The sequence below is a fragment of the Caballeronia sp. LZ008 genome (genome assembly GCF_031451435.1).
GTDB classification, from domain to species: Bacteria; Pseudomonadota; Gammaproteobacteria; order Burkholderiales; family Burkholderiaceae; genus Caballeronia; species Caballeronia zhejiangensis.
Map to the genome: position 1 here is coordinate 971590 of NZ_JARUXK010000001.1, position 17031 is coordinate 988620.

General features: G+C 63.2%; 14 protein-coding genes. 12 read left to right on the forward strand and 2 right to left on the reverse strand.

The genetic code is table 11. The features are described 5' to 3' along the window. The first annotated feature begins 179 nt into the window (after positions 1 to 179). Genes QCE49_RS04570 through QCE49_RS04585 form a run of 4 tightly spaced genes read left to right on the forward strand, consistent with a single transcriptional unit; the run spans position 180 to position 4405 of the window. A complete protein-coding gene (locus QCE49_RS04570) occupies positions 180 to 794 on the forward strand; it encodes a CDP-alcohol phosphatidyltransferase family protein (protein WP_008350520.1) in 615 nt (204 codons plus the stop codon). A gap of 40 nt (positions 795 to 834) precedes the next feature. Continuing rightward, positions 835 to 2610, forward strand: coding sequence for a bifunctional alpha/beta hydrolase/class I SAM-dependent methyltransferase (locus QCE49_RS04575; protein ID WP_250456471.1), 1776 nt, complete (start codon positions 835 to 837; stop codon positions 2608 to 2610). Positions 2611 to 2666: 56 nt separating this feature from the next. Further along, positions 2667 to 3989 carry a phosphatase PAP2/dual specificity phosphatase family protein gene (locus tag QCE49_RS04580; RefSeq protein WP_409017143.1) on the forward strand — a complete coding sequence of 441 codons (1323 nt, stop codon included), beginning with the start codon at positions 2667 to 2669 and terminating at the stop codon, positions 3987 to 3989. Then, complete coding sequence (locus QCE49_RS04585; RefSeq protein ID WP_250456469.1) at positions 3986 to 4405, forward strand: hypothetical protein; 420 nt, start codon at positions 3986 to 3988, stop codon at positions 4403 to 4405. Before QCE49_RS04580 ends, QCE49_RS04585 begins: the two co-directional genes overlap by 4 nt. Positions 4406 to 4457: 52 nt before the next feature. Here the strand turns inward: QCE49_RS04585 and QCE49_RS04590 are convergent, their stop codons facing one another. Next, positions 4458 to 4967, reverse strand: a complete 510-nt coding sequence (locus tag QCE49_RS04590; RefSeq protein ID WP_250456468.1) for a DUF2628 domain-containing protein — start codon at positions 4965 to 4967, stop codon at positions 4458 to 4460. Between the two features lie 456 nt (positions 4968 to 5423). Here QCE49_RS04590 and QCE49_RS04595 point away from each other — a divergent pair, with 456 nt between their 5' ends. From QCE49_RS04595 to QCE49_RS04630, 8 genes are all read left to right on the forward strand, one after another. Further along, on the forward strand, positions 5424 to 6287 hold the full coding sequence (locus QCE49_RS04595) for a YfaP family protein (protein ID WP_250456467.1): 864 nt from the start codon (positions 5424 to 5426) through the stop codon (positions 6285 to 6287). Between the two features lie 97 nt (positions 6288 to 6384). Then, positions 6385 to 7113 carry a polysaccharide deacetylase family protein gene (locus tag QCE49_RS04600; RefSeq protein WP_250456466.1) on the forward strand — a complete coding sequence of 243 codons (729 nt, stop codon included), beginning with the start codon at positions 6385 to 6387 and terminating at the stop codon, positions 7111 to 7113. 277 nt (positions 7114 to 7390) lie between these two features. Next, positions 7391 to 7486 (forward strand): K(+)-transporting ATPase subunit F, encoded by a 96-nt coding sequence (kdpF, locus tag QCE49_RS04605; RefSeq protein ID WP_008350504.1) that lies wholly within the window; start codon positions 7391 to 7393, stop codon positions 7484 to 7486. Further along, on the forward strand, positions 7483 to 9267 hold the full coding sequence (kdpA, locus tag QCE49_RS04610) for a potassium-transporting ATPase subunit KdpA (protein ID WP_250456465.1): 1785 nt from the start codon (positions 7483 to 7485) through the stop codon (positions 9265 to 9267). The genes kdpF and kdpA overlap by 4 nt, the downstream gene beginning before the upstream one ends. 14 nt (positions 9268 to 9281) lie before the next feature. Beyond that, positions 9282 to 11411: a potassium-transporting ATPase subunit KdpB gene (gene kdpB, locus QCE49_RS04615; RefSeq protein WP_284504285.1), complete on the forward strand. Its 2130-nt coding sequence runs from the start codon at positions 9282 to 9284 to the stop codon at positions 11409 to 11411. A 5-nt stretch (positions 11412 to 11416) separates the two neighbouring features. Further along, positions 11417 to 11986, forward strand: coding sequence for a potassium-transporting ATPase subunit KdpC (gene kdpC, locus QCE49_RS04620; protein ID WP_309805755.1), 570 nt, complete (start codon positions 11417 to 11419; stop codon positions 11984 to 11986). 710 nt (positions 11987 to 12696) lie between these two features. Further along, entirely contained in the window at positions 12697 to 15486 is a 2790-nt protein-coding gene (locus QCE49_RS04625) for a DUF4118 domain-containing protein (RefSeq protein WP_250456464.1), read from the forward strand. Between the two features lie 46 nt (positions 15487 to 15532). Further along, positions 15533 to 16117, forward strand: a complete 585-nt coding sequence (locus tag QCE49_RS04630; RefSeq protein ID WP_008350495.1) for a GNAT family N-acetyltransferase — start codon at positions 15533 to 15535, stop codon at positions 16115 to 16117. Here the strand turns inward: QCE49_RS04630 and QCE49_RS04635 are convergent. After that, positions 16101 to 17000 carry a LysR family transcriptional regulator gene (locus QCE49_RS04635; protein ID WP_175979921.1) on the reverse strand — a complete coding sequence of 300 codons (900 nt, stop codon included), beginning with the start codon at positions 16998 to 17000 and terminating at the stop codon, positions 16101 to 16103. The two genes, QCE49_RS04630 and QCE49_RS04635, sit on opposite strands and share 17 nt — an antisense overlap. Positions 17001 to 17031: the final 31 nt, after the last annotated feature.

Below are 17031 nucleotides of genomic sequence, written 5' to 3' on the forward strand. Positions count from 1 at the left end.
GACGGAGCAAGTGGTCTTGACAAGATGTGTCAGATGTTTAGCAAGTGATAACAAAACTGCATAACAAAGAGGCTCTGCAATCCTAACGGTTGACGGGATGCGAAAGTGACCTGATAGTAGCGGCTTTTTCGATCCATCGGGACGTCAGGCATGGTCGACGAACCGGCGAAAACATCGCAATGAGCCTCTACGCACTCAAGCCGCGCTTCCAAATTCTGCTTCGTCCATTCACAAATTGGCTCGCGCGGCGAGGCGTGACCGCAAACCAGGTCACGGTAGCCGCGATGCTTGGATCGATGGCAGTCGGTGCATCGGCGTGGCTCGGTTATCCCGAGCGCGGTCTGTTTCTGCTCATTCCGCTGTGGCTTTTCATCCGCATGGCGCTGAATGCCATCGACGGCATGCTTGCGCGCGAACACGGCCATAAGAGCGCATTGGGCGCTTACCTGAACGAACTAGGCGATGTGATCTCGGACACGGCGCTCGTGCTGCCGTTTCTGGCCGTGCCGGCTTTCGCGCCATCGGACGTGTGGCTCTTCGCCTGGACGGCGTGCGTAGTCGAGTGCGCGGGACTGATCGGACCACTGGCCGGCGCGGATCGTCGCTACGACGGGCCATTCGGCAAGAGCGACCGCGCGCTGGCGCTCGGGGCATTTGCGCTCTGGTTCGGAATGGGGCTGCCGGTCGGTTCGACGTTTGTCTGGCTGTGGCGTGCACTGATCGCACTCGCGGTATTGACTGCGATCAGACGCGTCGCGATGGGCGTTCGCTTATCGCGTGAAACGGGCCGTTAAGCGTTACCTGCAACATCGAAACAACGAAGGCAAAAATCACATGACTCAAGCGACTATTCGACGCGCACAAGAGGCGCGCTTCACGACTCACGACGGTGAAGCGCTTTTCTATCGGCACTGGCCCGCGGCGGGCGCGCCACGCAGCGGCGCTGTGGTGCTGCTGCATCGGGGGCACGAGCATTCGGCGCGTGTCGCGCATCTGGTCGATGAACTCGACATGCCTGGCTACGATTTCTTTGCGTGGGACGCGCGTGGGCACGGACGTTCGCCCGGCGCGCGCGGATACAGTCCGAACGCAGCGGCTTGCGTGCGCGACCTCCAGTGCTTCGTCGAACACATCCGCGACGTTCATGGCGTCGCCATCGAAGACATGGCGGTCGTCGGTCAGAGCGTCGGCGCCGTGCTGGCCGCGGCCTGGGCGCACGATTATGCGCCGCCCGTGCGCTGTCTCGCGCTCGCATCGCCGGCGTTTCATATCAAGCTGTACGTGCCATTTGCACGTCCGGGTTTGCGTCTGATGCACAAGCTTCGCGGTCTGTTCTATGTGAACAGCTATGTGAAGCCAAAATTTTTGACGCACGATCCGGAGCGCATCGCGAGCTATGCCGCGGATCCGCTGATCACGCGGCCGATCGCGGTCAATATGCTGCTGGACCTGCACGACACGGCGAGGCGCATCGTCGACGATGCGGCCGCCATCACCGTGCCGACGCAACTGCTGATCTCGGGTGCGGATTGGGTCGTGCATCGCGGACCGCAGGAACGCTTCTTCGAGCGGCTCGGGTCGGCGCGCAAGGAGCGCATCGTGCTGCCCGGTTTCTATCACGATACGCTCGGTGAACGCGACCGCGCGCAGGCGCTCGCGCCGCTGCGGGCGTTTCTGCTGCGTGAGTTCGAGGCGCCTTGCGCGCGAGTCTCGCTCGTGGATGCCGACACGCGCGGACCTTTTCATGCGGAATACGAAGCGTTGAAACAAGCTCCCGCCAGTCCGCTCGCGCGTTTGTACTGGATGACTGCGCGCGCGGGGTTGCGGGTGGGCGGCGCATTCTCGGAGGGCATTGCACTTGGGCATCGGCTCGGGTTCGATTCCGGCTCGACGCTCGACTACGTGTACCGCAACGAAGCGAGGGGACGCGGATGTGTGGGGCGGCACATCGATCGCAACTACCTCGACTCTCCTGGCTGGGTGGGCATCCGTCAGCGCAAGATCAATATCGAGGCGTTGATCGCCGAGGCGATGACGCGAATCACGCGCTCGGGCGAGACGGTCCGGATCGTCGATATCGCGGCGGGACATGGCCGTTATGTCCTTGACGCCATCGCCGCGGTGACCCGTCGCGATGGCGTGTCGCCCGAGCACATTCTGTTGCGCGATTACAGCGCGCCGAACGTCGATGCTGGACGCGCTCTGATTGCGCAACGTGGTCTCGAAAGCGTTGCGCGTTTCGAGCAAGGCGATGCCTTCGACGAGGCCTCGCTCGCCGCGCTCGATCCCCGTCCGACGCTTGCGATCGTGTCAGGGCTGTATGAGCTTTTTGGCGACAACGCTTCGATAGAACAGTCGCTCCGTGGTCTCGCGCGCGCCGTGCAACCTGGCGGCTACCTCGTCTATACCGGACAGCCGTGGCATCCGCAGCTCGAATTCATTGCGCGCGTGCTTGGGAATCATCGTGGCGAGACAGCGTGGGTCATGCGTCGCCGTTCGCAGGCGGAAATGGACGAACTCGTCGCGCGCGCCGGCTTTCGCAAGATCACGCAGCGCATCGATGAAAAGGGGATCTTCACGGTGACGCTTGCCGAGCGCGTCGCGTCCTGATGACTAGCGCTGCCTTGTCCGTCGCCGGTGCGCGAAGCGAACGGGACGCCTCCCTGATGTTGCGATCCGGATGGCTCGCGATCATGGGCGCGTTGTTCTTTTCGACATACGCCTTCGCGAACTGGCTGGCGTCGACGCGCGCCTCGGTGCCCACCTTCGCATTCGCATGGGAACGGGCCATTCCGTTCATGCCGTGGAGCATCGTGCCGTATTGGTCCATCGATGTGTTCTACGCGCTCTCGTTCCTGTTGTGCGTCAGGCGCGCGGCGCTCCACGCGCACGTCCGCAGGCTTTTCACGGTGCAAATGATCTCCGTGGCATGTTTCATCGCGTGGCCGTTGAGCTTCGGCGCCGAGCGGCCAGTCTCGAGCGGTGTGACCGGCGTGCTATTCGACCTCCTGACGGGCATCGATAAGCCGTATAACCAGGCTCCATCGCTGCACATCGGATTGCTGATCGTGCTTTGGACGTTCTACGCGGGCGTTCTGCGGAACAAAGCTGCTCGTGCGGTCTTGGATCTCTGGTTCATGGCGATCGGTGTTTCCGTTCTGACCACATGGCAGCACCATGTGATCGACGTGCCGACCGGCGCGGCGGTGGGTGCCTTTGCGCTATTTCTCTTTCCTCTCGCAGACGATGTGACCGGCGCCGCGCTCCCTTGCGCGCGAAGCCGGCGGATAGCTGGCGTCTATGCGACCGTCGCGGTCGCGCTGACCGCGTTCGCGTTGATCCTTGTGCGGCATGCCGTTGGTGCCGCGCTTGTCACGGGATGGGTTTCGCTGGCATTCGCTTGCGTTGCGTGGATTTATTGGCAAGGCTCGCCTGCCGCGTTTCAGAAGGACGAGCGGGGCCGCATTCCGTTGGCCGTCCGTCTGCTGCTCGCTCCGGCTATCGCTGGCGCATTCATCAACTCACGGTTATGGACGCGCAAGAGGCCATCGCCTGTTCGCGTTGCGACCGGCGTTTCCATCGGTCGCACGCCGACGCCTCGCGAATGGCGGCAGCATGGTTTCGATGCATTGCTCGATCTGACGGCCGAGATGCCGCGCTGGATCGCGCTCGATCAATCGCATGTGTACCTATGCGTGCCGCATCTGGATCTCGTGCCGCCGACTCTGCTGCGTCTGAACGCGGCTGTCGAGGCGCTCGGTGAACTGCATCGCGACGGGCGCGATGTGCTGGTTTGCTGTGCGCTCGGTTATGGGCGCAGCGTGCTGTGCGCGGCGGCGTGGATCGCGAAGACGCAAGGTTTGCACGATGCACGCGCGGCACTTCTGGCTGTGCGGTCGGCGCAGCGTCGCGCGGTCTGGTCGAAGGACACCGTCGCGTTGCTGCAGGACTGGATCGACCATTGCACGGTTCATGGAAGACAAGGATGAAAGCCTGTTTCATCGCGGCGGCGCGTGGTGCGCTCGATGCTGGCTGCTGTGCGTGCGCGGTCGCCTTGGCAGCGGCAGGCGTGGGGTGCGGTGTCGCCATTCATTGCGAGCATTTGCATTACGTGCGAACGCTGATCGCGCTCATCAGCACATGTTCGGGCATAGGCGCTTCGTGGCTAATGGTGCGAATCGTCATCGACCGACAGTTGTTCGCCACGCTTGCCGCAATGGAATCTTCGACGCTCGATGATCTCGACCGCGTGCTGATCGAGCTCGGATGGACCGGTGCATCGCGTGCCGGCCGGCCGCTCGATGCACGGGTGCGCGGCGTGACTCGACTGCTCAGGGCGAGCGTGATGCTTGCGGTCGTGCAGTGGGTGTGCGTGGGTGTGGCGGTGATGGTTGAGGGCGGGTGACATCGTTGCTTCAAACGCTTGCAGCTAAGCCACTCCCATCCCCGACACACCGTCAGCCGAAGAGGGCAATGCCCAGAACCACGATCATCAGAAGCGCGAGCATCCATGCCGCCGCGGCGTTCGTGCCGCCCTTGCGGCACAGTTCGTATTCCAGCGCGCTGCCGGATGAACCCTCGCTGCGAAGTTTGCCGATGCTCCTTAGCACATGTTCCCGGTAGAGAAGATTGCCGGAGAGTCCCAGCGCGAACGAAATCGCGTACGACACAAAGCCGCCAGCCCCATCTCCCAGCGAACCGACGGCGAACCGAAGCAGGACAGCAGCCGCGAACAACGCTCCAGCTTGCCAGTACATCTTTCGATAGACGAGCCAAATTGGACCGATCACGAACGCGGCTCCGTTCCATGTACATCTTGGCTGCCCGCGTTTGTTCAGAAAGGACCATTTGTACGCGTAGTACTTCGCGTTCTTTCCGACGAAGAGAGCGACGTCCGGTTCGAGCGTGGGCGACTGTATCTCGGTGTTGATTTGACGCACGTCTAGTTGATGTTCGGTTGGTTCCATGATGCTTGCCTCGAGTGTGCGGTCCTTTCGTATGTCCGGTCGCGAGCATTGCAGCATGCTGCGCTGTTGTCCACGGTGCCGTATGGCTTTTGCGGAAATTTGAAGAAATTGCGCATCGGCTGCTAGACCGAGCGAATCGGCGATTGCTATGCTTTCATGATTCGGTATCCGAAGAAGTAGCGATGCGATGAATCGCTTCATTCATCGTAATGAAGAAAAAGCAATGTCCAACATCAATCAACCGTCTACTCCTAGAAGATATCCGGCGCGACTGTCATTCTTCAAAGGGACGGCGCCCAGTCGGTTCGTATCCAGAGTGATGCACAAGGCGCTGCGCAGATTCCAGCCGATATGGCGAATGACAGCAAGGTGCTTCTGATCATCAAGAAGGCTGGTTATTCCGATCTGGCCGCCAGGTGCCCATGCGCTGGACTGTCCTATGCGCTGAGTCCGGTGATGAAGAATCTGGATGGCATGCGCGTCGTGCTTACATGGGGACAGCGCCCGCGCGATCTCGATCTGCACGTGTCCTATCCGCAGAATCACGTCTACTTTCAACACCAAGCCGGGGACGACGCCAATCTGGATGTCGACCACACGGATAGCTACGGTCCGGAAACCATCACGCTCGATCACAAGCGTTCCGGCCAGACCTACGTCTTCGCCGTGCACGATTTCAGCAACGAGAGCAACCCCGCGTCGTCGGAGCTTGCGAACAGCGAGGCAAGGGTGTTCGTGTATGTCGGCCAGTCGCTGGTTCGAACGTTCAGCGTGCCGCGTCAGGCGGGCAATCTGTGGACCGTGTTCCGCGTCAACGGCGAGGGCGAGATTCAGGACATCAACACCATGCGCGGCGTGACGGTCAGAGCGAGCGAGGTGCTCGGCACCATCGACAACTACAACGACGAGCAGTTGAGAATCGTGCCGTCCAATCAGGACTATGTCGACGCGGCCCGCGCGAGCCTGATCAACAAGGACGGCGAGCGTGCCTATCACGCAGGCAACTTCGACGACGCTATCTGGCTGTACCGCGAGGCGATCAGCTTCAATCCGGAATTCGGCCAGGCGTACAGCAATCTCGGGCTCGCCTTCCAGAAGGCCGGCCGTGCTGCCGAAGCCATCTGGGCCAATCGCAAGGCGATCGCGCTCGCGAATGGAGCGACGGCCGCGACGGTCCGCGCCAGTTCGTACTACAACATCGGCCGCATCTATGAGGACGCCGGCCAGTTCACCGACGCATTGAGCAACTACCGCGCAGCGCGACGCGAAAAGTCGAATCCGGTCTACGACGCCGCCATTACGCGCGTCAGCAATCGCTAAATCCGTTCAATCCAGGCCCCGGCATCGCGCCGGGGCCCGCATCGCTCATCACATGTACAAGAAAGCTCTGGCGGCGATGCTCATGGCATTCGCCGCGATGTCGTCGCACGCGGCAGGTCCGGTTTCGGTCGCCATCGGCGATCGCGGGACGTGGCCGATATCCATCGATAGTACAGAGAACTTCGATCTCGCTTCGCGCGCCGAACTTCTCGCATTCGGCAAAGCGCTGGCCGATAGCGAACAACTGTCAGACGCCGAGTTGCAGAGCCGGCTGAAGGTGAAATCGTTCGATCGGGCATCGGTCGATCGTATCCGGGGCCGTTACTGGAAGCGTCTGACCGGAAACTATCTGACCGCTTCGGCGAATTGCACGCCGAGTGCTCCGTTTTGCGTAAAGGTGCATGGCGAGGCTGACTTCGTGAACGCGGCCAAAGCCTTCGCAGTCCCGGCGGATAGTCCGTATCGCGCGTGGTCATCGCAGGCTCGGACGTTTCACAACACGTATCTCGACGAACTGCTGAGACTGGCCGCGCTCTTTCCGAAGGTCAGCAGTGAGATCGACACGTATTCGTCGCGCGAGATCGACGGCAACGAGTTCGCCGACCGCACCTTCCTGCTCACCTTCGACGATGGCCCGACCACCGCCGGCGGCACAACCGACGCGTTGCTGCGGACGTTGCGAGACGCTCGCTTGAATGGCGTGTTCTTCACGCTCGGGACGCGGTTGCAAGCGCGCTGGCGCGCTGATGATCCTCGCCATTCCATTGTTGCCTGTCCTCTATGTGGTCTTTATGCGGAACTTTCGTGTGATGTGACGCCCGGTTGATCAGATCGACTCGGGCTCACTCACGCAAGGCACGAAGCATTAGCGCCCGCCTATCCAAGGCGGGCGTTTTTTTACACCATTTTTACACCCCGCCTCCCACTCTTTTCCCGCCCTTTACGTCCATTTTCTTAATCTCCACCTTGTCCTGAACCGCACAAGGGGAGAACACCAAAATGGACCTGATTTACCTCGCCGGCATCGTCCTGTTCTGGGGACTTTGCGTGGCGCTCACGCGCGGCTGCGAGCGACTCGGCCGCCGCGCGACGGGAGGGCGTCCATGAGCGCCTGGATGCTGTGGCTCGCGGCGGCTTCCACGCTGCTGCTCTTCGTGTATCTCGTGTACGCGCTTCTGCGTGCGGAGGATCTCGAATGAACGCCAACACCTTCATGCAGACGGCGCTCTTCATCGTCGTGCTGATTGCGCTGGCCATTCCGCTCGGCCGCTATATCTCGAACGTGCTCGACGGATCGTCCGTTATCGTGCGCAAGATCGGACGCCCGATCGAATCGATGCTCTATCGCATCGCCGGCGTCGATCCCGAATCCGAGATGTCATGGAAGCATTACGCGCTCGCCGTGATGCTCTTCAACGTGCTCGGCGCGCTCGTGCTGTATGCGCTGCTGCGTCTGCAGGGCACGCTGCCCGCCAATCCGCAAGGCATGGCCGGCATGACGCCCGATGCCGCGTTCAACACCGCCATCAGCTTCGTGACTAACACGAACTGGCAGGACTACGGCGGCGAAAGCACGCTCGGCTATCTCGCGCAGATGCTCGGCCTGACCGTGCAAAACTTTCTCTCGGCGGCGACGGGCATCGCGGTCGTCATCGCGCTGATTCGCGGCTTCAAGCGGCATAGCGCTCAGACCATCGGCAACTTCTGGGTCGACCTCACGCGCACGACGCTCTACATCCTTGCGCCGCTTGCCGTCGTGTTCGCGCTCGTCTTCGTGAGCCAGGGCGCGATCCAGAATTTCAAGGCGTATCAGGACGTATCGACGCTGCAGGTCACCACATATCAGACGCAATCCACCGACGCACAAGGCAAGCCCGTCACGCAGACGCTCAAGGCCGAGAAACAGACGCTGCCGATGGGCCCCGTCGCCTCGCAGGAAGCGATCAAGATGCTCGGCACGAATGGCGGCGGTTTCTTCAACACGAACTCCGCGCATCCGTACGAGAACCCGACGCCGTTCTCAAACTTCATGCAGATGCTCGCGATGCTGATCATCCCGGCTGCGCTGTGCGTCGTGTTCGGGCGCACGGTCGGCGACAGGCGTCAGGGCTATGCCGTGCTCGCGGCGATGACCATCGTGTTCGCCGTCGCGTGCTGGGGCGAGATTGCATCGGAGCAGGCCGGCAATCCGCTTTACGCGTCGCTCAAGGTCGATACGCAAGCGTCCACGCTACAGGCCGGCGGCAACATGGAAGGCAAGGAAACGCGCCTTGGCATCGCGCAATCGGGCATCTTCACGGTCGCGACGACGGCCGCATCGTGCGGCGCGGTCTCCAGCATGCACGATTCGCTGACGCCGCTCGGCGGCCTCGTGCCGATGCTGCTGATCCAGCTCGGCGAAGTGATCTTCGGCGGCGTCGGTTCCGGTCTCTACGGCATGCTCGCGTTCGCGTTGCTCGCGGTGTTCGTTGCGGGTCTGATGATCGGCCGCACGCCCGAGTATGTCGGCAAGAAGATCGAATCGTTCGAGATGAAGATGGTCTCCATCGTCATTCTGCTTACGCCGCTGCTGGTGCTTCTCGGCACGTCGATCGCCGTGCTGAGCGCGGCGGGCACGGCGGGCATCGCGAATCCGGGCGCGCACGGCTTCTCCGAAGTGCTTTACGCGTTCAGCTCCGCCGCCAACAACAACGGCAGCGCGTTCGCGGGCCTTTCGGTGAACACGCCGTTCTATAACTCGATGCTCGCCATCGCGATGTGGTTCGGCCGCTTTGGTTCGCTCATTCCGATCCTCGCCATCGCGGGCTCGCTCGCCGCGAAGAAGCGTCTCGCCGTGACAGCGGGCACCTTGCCGACCCACGGACCGCTCTTCGTCGTGCTCCTGCTCGGCACGCTCCTTCTGGTCGGCGCGCTCACGTATGTGCCGGCGCTCGCGCTCGGGCCCATCGTCGAGCACGTCACGATGACCGCAAGCCATTGATTTCCGAGGACAGCATGAATCAAGAGAATCAAACGCCGCTGCATCGCCCGGAGAATCTCGGGCAGGCGCGCACAGCGGCACGTTCGATGTTCGATCCGGCGCTCGTGAAGCCGGCGATCGTCGATTCGTTCAGGAAGCTCGCGCCGCGCACGCAGTTGCGCAATCCGGTGATGTTCTGCGTCTACGTCGGCAGCATTCTGACGACGGTGCTCTGGATCGCCGCGCTCGCCGGCCAGGCGGAAGCGCCCGCGGGCTTCATCCTCGCGATCGCGCTGTGGCTGTGGTTCACGGTGCTCTTCGCGAACTTCGCCGAAGCGCTCGCGGAAGGGCGCTCGAAGGCGCAGGCGGCATCGCTGCGCCAGGCGAAGCACAACGTGATGGCGAAGAAGCTCAACGAGCCGCATCCGAAATCGCCGATCCGCATCACGACGTCCACGGAATTGCGTCGCGACGATGTCGTGCTCGTCGAAGCGGGCGACGTGATTCCCGCCGACGGCGACGTGATCGAAGGCGTCGCGTCGGTCGACGAATCCGCGATCACGGGCGAATCCGCGCCGGTGATCCGCGAGTCGGGCGGCGATTTCTCGTCGGTGACGGGCGGCACGCGCGTGCTCTCCGACTGGATCGTCGTGCGCGTATCGGTGAATCCGGGCGAGGCGTTTCTCGACCGCATGATCGCGATGGTCGAAGGCGCGAAGCGTCAGAAGACGCCGAACGAAATTGCGCTGACGATCTTGCTCGTCGCGCTGACGCTCGTGCTGCTCTTCGCGACCGCGACGCTGCTGCCGTTCTCGATGTTCTCCGTCGAGGCGGCGAAGCAGGGCCACGTCGTCACGATTACCGCGCTCGTCGCGCTGCTCGTGTGCCTGATTCCGACGACCATCGGCGGGCTGCTGTCCGCGATCGGCGTCGCGGGCATGAGCCGCATGATGCAGGCGAACGTGATCGCGACGTCGGGCCGCGCGGTCGAAGCGGCCGGCGACGTCGACGTGCTGCTGCTCGACAAGACCGGCACGATCACGCTCGGCAATCGCCAGGCGTCGACGTTCGTGGCGGCGCCCGGCGTGGCCGAGCGCGATCTCGCGGACGCGGCGCAACTCGCATCGCTCGCCGATGAAACGCCGGAAGGCCGCAGCATCGTCGTGCTGGCGAAGCAGCGCTTCAATATCCGCGAGCGCGACATGGCGACGTTGCACGCGACCTTTCTCGCGTTCAGCGCGCAGACGCGCATGAGCGGCGTGGATCTGCCGAATCGGGAGATCCGCAAGGGTTCCGCCGATGCGTTGAAGCGTTACGTCGAAGAACGCGGCGGACGTTTTCCGCAGGAAGTGCAGCATGCCGTCGATGAAGTCGCGCGGCGCGGCAGCACGCCGCTCGTGGTGGCCGAGCGCGTGCACGATACGACGCGCGCGCTGGGCGTGATCGAGCTGAAGGACATCGTGAAGGGCGGCATCAAGGAGCGCTTCGCGGAGCTGCGCAAGATGGGCATCAAGACGGTGATGGTGACGGGCGACAACCGGCTGACGGCTGCTGCGATCGCGGCGGAAGCGGGCGTCGACGACTTTCTCGCCGAAGCGACGCCGGAAGCGAAGCTGGCGACGATCCGCGCGCATCAGTCCGAGGGGCGTCTCGTCGCGATGACGGGTGACGGCACCAACGATGCGCCCGCGCTCGCGCAGGCCGACGTCGCGGTGGCGATGAACACGGGCACGCAGGCCGCGAAGGAAGCGGGCAACATGGTCGATCTCGATTCGAACCCGACGAAGCTCATCGAGATCGTGGAGATTGGCAAGCAGATGCTGATGACGCGCGGCTCGCTGACGACGTTTTCCATCGCCAACGACGTCGCCAAGTACTTCGCGATCATCCCGGCCGCGTTTGCGACGACGTATCCGCAGTTGCGCGTGCTGGACGTGATGCATCTGGCGTCGCCATCGTCGGCGATTCTGTCGGCGGTGATCTTCAATGCGCTCATCATCGTGTTTCTGATTCCGCTCGCGTTGAAGGGCGTGAAGTATCGCGCTTTGGGCGCCGCGTCGTTGTTGCGACGGAACCTGCTGATTTACGGGCTGGGCGGCATCGTGTTGCCGTTTCCGTTCATCAAGCTCATCGATATGGTCATTACCGCTCTTGGCTGGAGTTGAACATCATGAAGAATCTGTTGCGTCCCATGCTGGTGTTGTTCGTCGCGTTGACTGTCGTGACGGGCGTGGTGTATCCGGCGGTCGTCACCGCGATCGGACAGGCGGCGTTTTCGCATCAGGCGAATGGGAGTTTGATCGAGCGCGATGGGCGTCTCATGGGCACGGAGATCATCGGGCAGCAGTTCGATGCGCCTCGGTATTTCAGGGGGCGTGTGTCGGCTACTGCGCCGAATCCTTATAACGCGGGGAGTTCTAGTGGCTCCAATTTCGGGCCGACCAATCCGGCGCTCGCCGATGAGATCAAAGCGCGCATTGCCGCCTTGCACGATGCCGATCCGGGGAATGAGGCGGCTGTTCCCGTCGATCTGGTGACTTCGTCCGGGAGCGGGCTCGATCCGGAAATCAGTCCGGCGGCTGCGGCGTATCAGGTTTCGCGGGTCGCGAAGGCGCGGGGGATGTCGGTGGCTCGCGTTGAAGCGCTTGTCGCTCAAGCTACTAGCGGGAGGCAGTTTGGAGTGCTCGGAGAGCCTCGGGTGAATGTGCTTAAATTGAATCTTGCGTTGGATGGGGAGTAGTTGGGGGCGCTTGGCTTGGTTTCGCCGGATCCCGTTTTGCTCTCGGTTTATTTGCACTGCCCCTGTGCGGGGCGGCAGTCACTTTCTTTGCTGCTGCAAAGAAAGTAACCAAAGAAAGCAGCTCGTCACCGCCCGCGGTCACACGCAATTTGGGTAGTTCTCTCGTTCCAGGTGGCACTCGCCTAAAGAGTGCCCTCATCACAATAACGGGGCTTGGATCGCGCACGGTCTGACGAGCTAGTTTTCCAAGGACACTGGTTCAGCACGAAAGAGCTTCGGCACAGCGCTACGCGCTGCCGCCGGGTATGCAAGGGAAACCAACGTGCGGCACTTGCGGAGAGATGGAGACGTTAGTAGAGGAGCACGCGCAGACCCGATTGACCGGTCGGCCGCGAAGCGGGCTGGAGCTATTTGGTGCTGAACCAGTTTGTTGTGTGGTGCGATGTGGCAGACCGTGCGCGAGCCAAGCCCGATTAGGCGTTTGAGGGCACTCTTTAGGCAGCCCACGATGGACGAGAGGACTACCCAAATTGCGTGTGACCGCGGGCGTATCGGGAGCTGCTTTCTTTGCTTACTTTCTTTGCAGCAGCAAAGAAAGTGAGTGCCGCCCCGCACAGGGGCAGTGCTAACAGACCGACACGAAAACGGGATCCGGCGAAATCGCAAGCGAACCACCACAACAAGCGCCAGCAAGAACCCCAAAAAAAACCATGCCCCGCCCAACCCCAGAAGAACTCCTCGACAAACTCCACCGCGAGGAAGAAAAACGCGAGCGCGGCAGACTGAAGATTTTCTTCGGCGCATCGGCGGGCGTAGGCAAGACCTTCGCGATGTTGCAGGCCGCACGCCGCCGCCGCGATGAGGGCGTGGAAGTAGTCGTCGGCGTGGTCGAAACGCATGGCCGCAAGGAAACCCTTGCACTGGTCGAAGGCCTCGAAACGCTCCCGCCCGCGCGCATCGAACACCGCGGCCGTCTGCTCGCCGAATTCGACCTCGACGCCGCGCTCGCCCGAAAACCGCAACTCATCCTCGTCGACGAACTCGCGCACTCGAACGTGCACGGCTCGCGCCACATGAAGCGCTGGCAAGACGTGCAAGAACTGCTCGACGCGGGCATCGACGTCTATACGACCGTCAACGTCCAGCACCTCGAAAGCCTCAACGACATCGTCGGGCGCATCACCGGCATTCGGGTCTGGGAGACCGTGCCCGATCGCATCTTCGACCTCGCCGATGAAGTCACGCTCGTCGACCTGCCGCCCGAAGAACTGCTCGACCGTCTGCGCGAAGGCAAGGTCTACCTGCCGGCGCAGGCCGAGCACGCCGTGCGCAACTTTTTTCGCAAGGGCAATCTGATCGCGCTGCGCGAACTCGCCTTGCGCCGCACGGCCGATCGCGTCGACGCGCAAATGCGCGAATACCGCGCCGATCAGTCGATCGAACGCATCTGGCGCGCGCGCGAACGGCTCATCGCGTGCATCGGCCCGGGACCGGAAAGCGCGACGCTCGTGCGCGCGGCCGCGCGGCTCGCCACGGCGCTCAAGGCCGACTGGCTCGCGGTGTACGTCGAGACGCCGAAGCTGCAGCGCCTCTCCGACGATCAGCGCCGCCGCACGCTCGACGCGCTCAAGCTCGCCTCCGAACTCGGCGCGGAAACCGTCACGCTCGATGGCGCCGATGCCGCCGCGACGCTCATCGACTACGCGCACATGCGCAACGTGTCGAAGCTCGTGGCGGGCGCGTCGGCGAGCGCGGGATGGCGGCGTCTCATCGCTCGGCCGGTGAGCGAGCGCATCATCCGGCAAGGATCCGATATCGACGTGACGCTCGTGTCGACCGGCACACGCGACGAGCCACGCCGCAGGATCACGCAAGCCTTCGGCACCTGGCGCGACGGCGCGCACTCGCCGCCGCGCGCCTATCTTCATGCGTTCGCGATCGGCGGGGGCATCACGCTCGTCGCCGACATGCTCGCCGCCCGTCAGTTCGCAATCACGAATCTCGTGATGCTCTATCTGCTCGGCGTGATCTTCGCGGCCGTGCGGCTCGGGCGCGGTCCCGGCGTGATGCTGTCGTTTCTGTCGGTCGCCGCGTTCGACTTCTTCTTCGTGCCGCCCGAGCTGTCTTTCTCCGTGACGGACACGCAGTATCTGCTCACGTTCCTCGTCATGCTGCTGACCTCGCTCACGATCAGCCATCTGACGTCCAGTCTGCGGCGCGAGGCGCGCATCGCATCGCAACGCGAGCGGCGCACGGGCGCGATGTACGCGATGACCAAGGAACTCGGCGCCGCGTTGATGACCGAGCAGATCATCGAGATCGGCACGCGCCACGTCGCGGAAGTGTTTCAGGCGAAGGTCGCGATGCTCCTGCCCGACGCCGCCGAGAAAGTGCGGCAGAAAGTGGACGAACCGAATCCCGATGTGACGCTCGATGCCGCGCGTCTCGATCTCGACATCGCGCAATGGGTCTATGACCAGCAGAAACCGGCGGGACGCGGCACCGAGACCTTGCCCGCGAGCCAGGCGCTTTATCTCCCGCTCAAGGCGCCGATGCGCACGCGCGGCGTGCTCGCGCTCGTGACCGGGCGCGAAGCCGAACTCGCGGTGCCCGAGCAGCGCCGCATGATCGAAACGTTCGCGTCGCAGATCGCGCTTGCGCTGGAACGCGTGCATTACGTCGAAATCGCGCAGGACGCGCTCGTCAACATGGAATCGGAGCGCCTGCGCAACTCGCTTTTATCCGCGATATCGCACGATCTGCGCACGCCGCTCACCTCGATCGTCGGCTTCGCTTCGGTGCTGGAGGAAGAGGCGCGGGAAGCAGGCGGCCATAGCGAGGCATCGCAGGAACTCGTGCACGCGATCCACGAAGAAGCGCTGCGCATGAGCGGCCTCGTGATCAATCTGCTCGACATGGCGCGTCTGCAGGCGGGCGCGATCCGGCTGAATCGTCAATGGTCGATGCTCCAAGAAACCGTGGGCGCCGCGCTCGCGAGTTCGCGCCGCGTGCTCGCCGGGCGTCCCGTACAGACGCGCGTGCCGGCGGACCTGCCCTTGCTGCAACTCGACGCCGTGCTGATGGAGCGTCTCTTCGCCAACCTGCTGGAAAACGCCGCGAAGTACACGCCGCCCGCGACGCCGATCCGCATCGGCGCGGCGCTCGCGCACGACGGCGATGCGCGCTTCGTGCGCGTGTGCATCGACGATGAAGGGCCGGGCGTGCCGGCCGGCATGCAGAACCGTCTCTTCGACAAGTTCACGCGCGGCGAGAAGGAATCGGCGCAACCGGGCATCGGGCTCGGTCTCGCCATCTGCCGCGCGATCGTCGAGGCGCATGGCGGGCACATCGGCGTCGAGAATCGCGCGGACGCGAACGGGCGCATTCTCGGCGCACGATTCCGGTTCACGCTGCCGGCCAACGATGCGCCGCCCGAAGAATTGCCGCCCGACGAGGATGTCGACTCGAAGGCGGCCGCGCCGGGAACGGACGATGTCTGACGCGGCGAATTATGATGTCGGCTCACGAGCAAACTGCAAACCAACGATGAGCCAACCGACTTTGAACGGCGAGCGCGTGCAGCTTCGTCCGCTGCAACGCGAGGATCGCGCCGCCTTGCTCGATGCAGCCGCCGACGGCGAACTCTGGAATCTGAGCGTGACGGTCGTGCCGAACGAAGACACCATCGATCGTTATATCGACACCGCACTCGCGGGCCGCGATGCCGGCACCGTGATGCCGTTCGTGATCGTGCGCGCCAGCGATGCGCGCGTCGTCGGCAGCACGCGTTACTGGAAGATCGACCGCGTGAACCGCAAGCTCGAAATCGGACATACGTGGCTCGCGGCATCGACGCAGCGCACGGGCATCAACACGGAAGCGAAGTTTCTGCTGCTCGCGCACGCGTTCGAAGCAATGCGTTGCGTGCGCGTGCAGTTCACCACCGACGAGCTCAATGCGAAATCGCGCGCGGCGATACTCGGCGTCGGCGCGAAACAGGAAGGCATCGTGCGGCACGAGCGCATCATGCCCGATGGCCGCAAGCGCAATTCGGTGCGCTTTTCGATCATCGACGACGAATGGCCCGACGTCAAAGCGATGCTGCTCGCCAAGCTCACGCGTCGAGCGTAGCGCGCGCCTTCAGCGCTTTCACGCGCGCCTTCATGAACGCGACGAAGCGGCGCGTGACGGTGTCGTCGCGTTCGTCTTGCCATGCAAGTCCGACGCGCCAGCGCGCCGCTCGATCGCGCAATGTCAGCACGCGCGCATCGCGCAGCAAGTACTGCGCGCGCGATGGCAGGAACGCAGCGCCCACGCCGCCCGCCACCGATGCGAGCACGGACTGGATATCGTCCGCTTCCTGAATCACGCGCGGCGCGAAATCGTGCTTCGCGCACCAGCGATCGATCTGCGCAGCAAGCCCCGGCCCGCGGCCACGCGACAGCGCGATGAATCCCGGTTCGTTCAGTTCGTTCAGATTCGCGGGCAGACGCTTGTAGCGCGTGTGCTCGGGCACGGCGAGCGCGAGCGTTTCATCGAGCACGGTGAAGCCGGAAAGCCCGGCGCTCGCGGGCATCCGCATGAATCCGACATCGAGCTTGTTCGCGAGGATGCGGCGCGTCTGTTCGTGCGACGAGAGATCGTGCAGCGTGATGCTCACGTCCGGATTCAGCGCGCCGAATTCGGCGATCAGCTTCGGCACATGCGTGAGCGTCGACAGGCACAAGCCGACGCGCAGAAATCCGCGCGCGCCGCTCGCGGCTTCGCGTGCGCGGGCCAGCACGGCGTCGGCGTCGCGCACGAGCGCTTGCGCATCGCCGATGAAGCCCGCGCCGAACGTCGTCAGATCCGCGCCGTGGCGTCCGCGTTCGAAGAGGCGCGCGCCGAGGCTTTCTTCGAGCGACGCAATCTGCTTGCTGAGCGCAGGCTGGCTCAAGTGCAGCGCTTCGGCGGCACGGCCGAAATGACGCAATTCGGCGATGGTGAGAAAGGAGCGCAGGAGTTTTAATTCCATCTGGCGATCGAACACGTCGAAACATTCATTT

Bases quoted from the DNA above. Each gene is read 5' to 3' on its own strand.
- QCE49_RS04570 (WP_008350520.1), top strand. From the start codon at position 180: ATGAGCCTCTACGCACTCAAGCCGCGCTTCCAAATTCTGCTTCGTCCA.
- QCE49_RS04575 (WP_250456471.1), top strand. From the start codon at position 835: ATGACTCAAGCGACTATTCGACGCGCACAAGAGGCGCGCTTCACGACT.
- QCE49_RS04580 (WP_409017143.1), top strand. From the start codon at position 2,667: ATGTTGCGATCCGGATGGCTCGCGATCATGGGCGCGTTGTTCTTTTCG.
- QCE49_RS04585 (WP_250456469.1), top strand. From the start codon at position 3,986: ATGAAAGCCTGTTTCATCGCGGCGGCGCGTGGTGCGCTCGATGCTGGC.
- QCE49_RS04590 (WP_250456468.1), bottom strand. From the start codon at position 4,967: ATGGAACCAACCGAACATCAACTAGACGTGCGTCAAATCAACACCGAG.
- QCE49_RS04595 (WP_250456467.1), top strand. From the start codon at position 5,424: ATGAAGAATCTGGATGGCATGCGCGTCGTGCTTACATGGGGACAGCGC.
- QCE49_RS04600 (WP_250456466.1), top strand. From the start codon at position 6,385: ATGTCGTCGCACGCGGCAGGTCCGGTTTCGGTCGCCATCGGCGATCGC.
- kdpF (WP_008350504.1), top strand. From the start codon at position 7,391: ATGAGCGCCTGGATGCTGTGGCTCGCGGCGGCTTCCACGCTGCTGCTC.
- kdpA (WP_250456465.1), top strand. From the start codon at position 7,483: ATGAACGCCAACACCTTCATGCAGACGGCGCTCTTCATCGTCGTGCTG.
- kdpB (WP_284504285.1), top strand. From the start codon at position 9,282: ATGAATCAAGAGAATCAAACGCCGCTGCATCGCCCGGAGAATCTCGGG.
- kdpC (WP_309805755.1), top strand. From the start codon at position 11,417: ATGAAGAATCTGTTGCGTCCCATGCTGGTGTTGTTCGTCGCGTTGACT.
- QCE49_RS04625 (WP_250456464.1), top strand. From the start codon at position 12,697: ATGCCCCGCCCAACCCCAGAAGAACTCCTCGACAAACTCCACCGCGAG.
- QCE49_RS04630 (WP_008350495.1), top strand. From the start codon at position 15,533: ATGAGCCAACCGACTTTGAACGGCGAGCGCGTGCAGCTTCGTCCGCTG.
- QCE49_RS04635 (WP_175979921.1), bottom strand. From the start codon at position 17,000: ATGGAATTAAAACTCCTGCGCTCCTTTCTCACCATCGCCGAATTGCGT.